Raw genomic sequence first — 6,545 nt, 5'->3', positions numbered from 1 at the left:
GGGGGGGGGGGGGGGGGCAGGGCGATGCCATCTCGAAGTGCTCCGTCCCGCACTACGCCTCGGCGGCCGTTTCATGGTACGGTTAGCGCCTGCTTGTTTCGCTCATCAACCAACACTACGAGACTGTGGCCCGCACCATGTTCGAACACGTTGACGCCTACGCCGGCGACCCGATCCTCACCCTCGTCGAAACCTTCAATAACGACCCGCGCCCGAACAAGGTCAACCTCGGCATCGGCCTGTACTACGACGAACAAGGACGCATTCCGCTGTTGCCGTCGGTGCAGAAGGCTGAGGTGGCGCGTGTGCAAGCCGCCGGCCCGCGCGCCTACCTGCCGATGGAAGGTGCCGCCAACTACCGCCGGGCGGTGCAGGAGTTGCTGTTCGGTGCCGGGCACGAGGCCGTCACGTCCGACCGCATCGCCACCATCCAGACCATCGGCGGCTCCGGTGCGTTGAAGATCGGCGCCGATCTGTTGAAGCGCTACTTCCCCGAGAGCGAAGTCTGGGTCAGCAGCCCGACCTGGGACAACCACCGCGCCATGTTCGAAGGTGCCGGCTTCGTGGTGCACGACTACCCCTACTACGACGCAGTCAGCGGCGGCGTGAAATTCGACGAAATGATCACCTGCTTCAAGCAGTTGCCGGCCAAGACCGTGGTGCTGCTGCACCCGTGCTGCCACAACCCGACCGGTGTCGATCTCTCCAACGCGCAGTGGCGCGAGGTGATCGCCGTGGTCAAAGAGCGCGACCTGATCCCCTTTCTCGACATCGCCTACCAGGGCTTCGGTGACGGGCTGAACGAAGACGCCTATGCCATCCGCACCATGGCCGACGCCGGTATCAGCTTCTTCGTCAGCAACTCGTTCTCCAAGAACCTGTCGTTCTACGGCGAGCGCTGCGGTGGCCTGTCGGTGGTGTGCCAGGATGCCGAAGAAGCCGGGCGCGTGCTGGGCCAGATGAAGGCCACGGTGCGCCGCAACTATTCCAGCCCGCCGACCCATGGCGGCCAGGTCACCGCTATGGTGATGAATGATGTGGTGCTGCGCCAGGAATGGGAGGGCGAGGTCGCCGAAATGCGCGAGCGCATCAAGGCCATGCGCCAGAAGCTGTATGAGGTGCTGGCCGCCAAGGTGCCGGGCCGTGATTTCAGCTACTTCATCAAGCAGCGCGGCATGTTCAGCTACACCGGTCTGACCCCGGAGCAGGTCGATCGTCTGCGTGAGGAGTTCGCCGTCTACCTGGTGCGTTCCGGCCGCATGTGCGTCGCCGGCCTCAACAGCCGTAACGTCGAGTATGTGGCGGATGCGATGGCCGAGGTGCTGAAGGGCTGAGAATCTATTCCACCAGGCGGCTGCGCCTTCGCATCTTGAGTGCCGGCAGCACTGCGTGCGAATCTATCGCTGAGCAAATCGAAGATTTGCACGCAGGGATTCGCTCAGCGATACGGAATCCTCATGTACTCCGTGTACATTCCGGTTCCTGTGCGCTGGCGGCACTCAATCTGCTTTGGCTCGCTCGCTTGGTGGGGTAGATTCTGTGTCTGCATGTTGCTGGCAAGGATGAAAACGGCCGCCCGTATGGGGCGGCCGTTTTCATTGTGGATGAGGGAAGGCGCAGCCGGCTAATGAAACAGGCGCTCAGCCGCGGTTGTGGAACAGGATGTCACACCCCAGCCCGGCCTTCTGCAAACCACGGCGCGCCGCCAGGTTGATTACCAGCGGGTTGCGCACGTTGGCTCTGAGCGGGGCCAGTACCGGGTGTGCCTCGTCGGCCTGCTCCTGCGGCTTGTACACCATCAGCAGGATGGCCGCATCCTCCGGGTGGCTCAATCCGAGTGCGGTCACGTCGTCTTCACTCAGCTCGATTTCGTAGCGCAGTCCCAATTCAGTGGGCGACACCACGCTGAACAGAACGTCGGGGTTGTCGAGCGACTGCATCCAGAACACGCTGGGTTCGGCCTTGTCCTGATCGTGAAACAGCTGGAAGCGGGTGCAGTTTTCAAATGCGGGAATACCATGGGGGAAGAGCAGGGTGGTGGCTTCGTCCACCTCGACTTCGCCCAGCAGGCTCGATCTGAACAGCATGGTTGGCTCCTAACGGGGGTCTGGTCGCTCATTATGCCTGATGGGTGATTGTCTGGCGGGCAAAATCCGTCCGGTGTGCCAAGGCGCGCCAAGGCCGGCCGTCGTATTACAATTGTGGGCTGTACAAGGCTCGCTGCCTCCCCTTGGGGGTCGGGCCGTGACTGTTTCATCACAAGGTGCCATGCCATGCTTCAACTGTTTTTCCGCCGCCTGCGTCAGGACCGCCGCCTCGCGATCCTAGTGCTGTTGTTGTCCACCCTGTTGCTGGCGCTGGCCGGCGCCGGCATGCAGTCGTCTTCGGCGAACGGTCTGCTGCCGTCGCTGCTCTGGTCTGGGCTGATGGTGGTCGGCGTGGTGGGGCAGTTCACCGCGCTGGTGGCGCTGATGAAAAAACCATGAAGTAAAAATGGCATTCAAAACAGTATCTTAAACCCCGGGGTTTGGGGCGGGTCGCAGTTGACTGTGGCCGGGGCGGGGCGCATAATCGCGCCGCACAATAGATCGAAAACAAGGCTCCACTGCCGGTGGGGCCTTGTTCTTTTTTCTCTCTTCAGGAGTGTTCCTCGTCATGGACCACCACGGGTTGCTGCGACAGCTGGAAACGTTGGCGCTGCCTGAAGCCGACTTCAACCACGAAGCCCATCTGCTGGCGGCCTGGGCCTACCGGCGCCAGTACCCGGCACGCGAGGCGGCGGCACGTTGCGCCCGTACCCTGTCGCGCTACGCCATGGCCAAGGGCGCGGCGCACAAGTACCACCACACGCTGACCATGGCGGCGCTGGCCATCCTCTATAGCCGCCTCGACGCGAAGCCGGAATTGCTGGACGACTGGCCCGCCTTCCTGGCGTGCTGCCCTGACGTGCGCGACGACCTGCCAAGCCTGTTGCGGCAACACTATTCCGAAGAAAAACTGCATGACGAGACCGCGCGCCGAGCCTTTGTCGCGCCGGACCTCAAGCCGCTGCCCGCCAGCGCCATGCTGCACTGAAAAACTGGAACCGAAAGCCTGATGAAAGCCCCGGAACTGCTGCTCCCCGCCGGCTCGCTCGACAAGATGCGTGCCGCCTACGACTATGGCGCCGACGCCGTCTACGCCGGCCAGCCGCGTTACTCGCTGCGCGCTCGCAACAACGAATTCAAGCTGGAAGAACTGCGCCAGGGTATCGAAGAGGCGCATGCCCGCGGCAAGCAGTTCTTCGTCGCCAGCAACATCCTGCCGCACAACGCCAAGCTCAAGACCTATCTCGCCGACATGGAGCCGGTGATCGCCATGAAGCCGGACGCGCTGATCATGGCCGACCCCGGCCTGATCATGATGGTGCGCGAGAAATGGCCGGAGGTGAATATCCACCTCTCGGTGCAGGCCAATACCACCAACCTGATGGGCGTGAAGTTCTGGCAGAAGATCGGCCTGACCCGGGTTATCCTGTCGCGCGAACTGAGCCTTGACGAAATCGCCGAGATCCGTCAGGAATGCCCGGACATGGAGCTCGAGGTGTTCGTGCACGGCGCGCTGTGCATCGCCTACTCCGGCCGCTGCCTGCTGTCCGGCTACTTCAACCATCGCGACCCGAACCAGGGCACCTGTACCAACGCCTGCCGCTGGGACTACAAAATGCACGACACCCAGGGCGACGATGCCGGCGACGTGCAGACCATCAAGTTCGACTTCAACAAGGCGCTGGAAGAAGCCAACCAGAGCTTCGCCGCCTGTGGCGGTGCCGAGCGCCACCCGCTGGCCGACAAGACCTATTTGATCGAAGAGGGCAGCCGTCCGGGCGAACTGATGCCGATCATCGAGGACGAGCACGGCACCTACATCATGAACTCCAAGGATCTGCGCGCCATCGAGCAGGTGGAGAAACTGGTGAAGATCGGCGTCGACTCGCTCAAGATCGAAGGCCGTACCAAGTCGATCTACTACGTGTCGCGCACCGCCCAGGCCTACCGAAAGGCGATCGACGACGCCGTCGCCGGCCGCCCGTTCGACTTCTCGCTGCTGTCCGACCTCGAAGGCCTGGCCAACCGTGGCTATACCCCGGGCTTCCTCGAGCGTCACCAGACCCAGGAATACCAGAACTACCTCACCGGCCACTCCCAGGCCAAGCGCAGCCAGTACGTCGGCGAAGTGCTGGAAGTGGACGGCGAGGGTTGGGCGCTGATCGACGTGAAGAACCGCTTCGCTGTCGGCGACAAGCTGGAAATCATCCACCCGAGCGGCAACCGCATCGTCGACCTTGCCACCATGACGCGCGACGGCGCGGCCACCGAGGTGGCGCCGGGCAACGGCGTCAAGGTGAAGATTCCGGGCATGGAAGGGATGGAGAAGGCGCTGATCGCGCGCCTCCTCTGAGAACCGATCCACGATCCTGCTGCGCATCTCTGATCGGGGCTCATGCGCGGCTCTGCGCGTGCGAATCTCCATTGGAGATTCGCTCAGCCATGATCCTCATGGACTCGGTGTCCTTCCCGGTTCCTGCGCTGCTCTTCACCCCGCTGAGGGCCGCTCGCGACGGATCGTGAACTGGTTCGGAACCAACGGCTCAAGGCTGGCCGAAGGCGCGGCGTCTCCTCCTGGAGCGCCGCGCTTGGCTTTGAACGCCGTACGCTGCACTGCGGCAAAGTTTGCCCTGGCCAGTGGCGAGCGCTTACAATTTCACCCTGATATCGCGCAGGGGCCGCGAGCCGCTTGTGCCAGACCTTTCGGGACCGACATGACCATTTTGCAACTCATTTCCGCGCGGGTGCAGGCTGCACTCGCCGCCGCCGGCGCGCCTGACGCTTCGGCCAACGTCCAGCCGGCCAGCAAGCCGGGATTCGGCGACTACCAGGCCAACGGTGTGATGGCCGCCGCCAAGCAGCTCAAGACCAACCCGCGCGAACTGGCCCAGAAAGTGCTGGCCGTGCTCGACCTCGAGGGCATCGCCAGCAAGCTGGAAATCGCCGGCCCCGGCTTCATCAACATCCACCTCGACCCGGCCTTCCTCGCCCGCCGCGCCGAAGCGGCGCTGGCCGATGAAGCCTTGGGTATTACCAAGGTCGACGCCAAGAAGGTCATGGTGGAGTATTCCTCGGTCAACCTCGCCAAGGAAATGCACATCGGCCACCTGCGCGGCGGCATCATTGGCGACGCGCTGGTCCGCGTGAACAGCTTCATCGGCCATAATGTGGTGCGCCAGAACCATGTGGGGGACTGGGGTACCCAGTTCGGCATGCTGGTAGCCTACATGGTGGAAATCAGCAAGAGCGGTCAGGCCGACCTTGAGCTCAAAGACCTTGACACGTTCTACAAGCACTCCAAGAAGCGTTTTGACGAAGATACGGCCTTTGCCGACACCGCCCGCGATTATGTGGTGAAACTGCAGTCCGGCGATGCCGAAGTGCTGAAACTGTGGCAGCAGTTCGTCAAGCTGTCGCTGACCCACTGCAACGCCATTTACCAGAAGCTCGGCCTGCAGTTGAACGACGACGATGTGCGCGGCGAAAGCTTCTACAACGACGACCTGCCGGTACTGGTGGAAGAGCTGCGCCAGAAAGGCCTGCTGGTCGAAGACCAGGGTGCGCAAGTCGTCTTCCTCGACGAATTCAAGAACAAGGAAGGCGAACCGGCTGCCTTCATCGTCCAGAAGCAGGGCGGTGGCTACCTGTACGCCACCACCGACCTCGGCGCCATCCGCTTCCGCGTGAACAAGCTGGGGCTGGATCGCTGCCTGTACGTGGTCGATTCGCGCCAGAGCCTGCACTTCCAGCAGCTGTTCAGCACCGCACGCAAGGCGGGCTGGCTGCCGGAAGAAGCCGACTTCCAGCACATCGGCCATGGCACCATCATGGGGCCGGACGGCAAGCCGCTGAAAACCCGTTCCGGCGAGAACGTCAAGCTGGTGGAACTGCTGGACGAGGCGGTGGAACGCGCTTTCCAACTGGTTACCAGCAAGAACCCGGAGCTGCCGGAAGCCGAGCGCCGTCAGATCGCCGCGGTGGTGGGCATCGGCGCGCTGAAATACGCCGATCTGAGCAAGAGCCGCAATACCGACTACATCTTCGACTGGGATGCCATGCTCAGTTTCGAGGGCAACACCGCGCCGTACCTGCAGTATGCCTACACACGCGTGCAGAGCGTGTTCCGCAAGGCCGAGGACTTCGACCCGGCGGCCAAGGTACTGATCACCGAGGTGGCGGAAAAGCAGCTGGCGGTCGCGCTGGCGCAATTCGAAGACGTGCTGTTCGCCGTGGCCGACAGCAGCCAGCCGCACCACCTGTGCGGCTATCTGTACAATGTCGCCACGCTGTTCTCGCGCTTTTACGAGGCCTGCCCGATCCTGAAGAGCGAGGGTGAAGTGCGTGCCAGCCGCCTGCAACTGGCGGCATTGACGGCGAAAACCCTCCAGAGCGGCCTCGGCCTGCTCGGCATCGAGGTGCTCGACGCGATGTAAGCGCGCTCTCGACGACAGCAAAAAG

General features: G+C 62.8%; 6 protein-coding genes. 5 read left to right on the top strand and 1 reads right to left on the bottom strand.

Going from position 1 to position 6,545, the window contains the following annotated elements:
- The first annotated feature begins 137 nt into the window (after positions 1-137).
- Entirely contained in the window at positions 138-1,334 is a 1,197-nt protein-coding gene (locus tag AC3WG5_RS13400) for an amino acid aminotransferase (RefSeq protein WP_492569039.1), read from the top strand.
- Positions 1,335-1,640: 306 nt separating this feature from the next.
- On the opposite strand, the gene fliW is transcribed toward AC3WG5_RS13400, so the two are convergent.
- Positions 1,641-2,087, bottom strand: a complete 447-nt coding sequence (gene fliW, locus AC3WG5_RS13395; protein ID WP_492569038.1) for a flagellar assembly protein FliW — start codon at positions 2,085-2,087, stop codon at positions 1,641-1,643.
- A 186-nt stretch (positions 2,088-2,273) separates the two neighbouring features.
- On the opposite strand from fliW, the gene AC3WG5_RS13390 reads away from it, so the two are divergent.
- The 4 genes from AC3WG5_RS13390 to argS all read left to right on the top strand — a co-directional run bounded on the left by AC3WG5_RS13390 (position 2,274) and on the right by argS (position 6,520).
- Complete coding sequence (locus tag AC3WG5_RS13390) at positions 2,274-2,486, top strand: hypothetical protein (RefSeq protein WP_008953695.1); 213 nt, start codon at positions 2,274-2,276, stop codon at positions 2,484-2,486.
- Between the two features lie 169 nt (positions 2,487-2,655).
- Entirely contained in the window at positions 2,656-3,075 is a 420-nt protein-coding gene (locus AC3WG5_RS13385; RefSeq protein WP_008953696.1) for a hypothetical protein, read from the top strand.
- Positions 3,076-3,096: 21 nt separating this feature from the next.
- A complete protein-coding gene (gene trhP / locus AC3WG5_RS13380) occupies positions 3,097-4,440 on the top strand; it encodes a prephenate-dependent tRNA uridine(34) hydroxylase TrhP (protein ID WP_492569037.1) in 1,344 nt (447 codons plus the stop codon).
- 361 nt (positions 4,441-4,801) lie between these two features.
- Positions 4,802-6,520 carry an arginine--tRNA ligase gene (argS, locus tag AC3WG5_RS13375; RefSeq protein WP_482582621.1) on the top strand — a complete coding sequence of 573 codons (1,719 nt, stop codon included), beginning with the start codon at positions 4,802-4,804 and terminating at the stop codon, positions 6,518-6,520.
- Positions 6,521-6,545: the final 25 nt, after the last annotated feature.

The sequence above is a fragment of the Pseudogulbenkiania sp. FW507-F1 genome, from assembly GCF_058781125.1.
The sequence above is the reverse complement of the archived record's forward strand: the minus strand, read 5'-3'. Positions and strand labels throughout refer to the sequence as shown.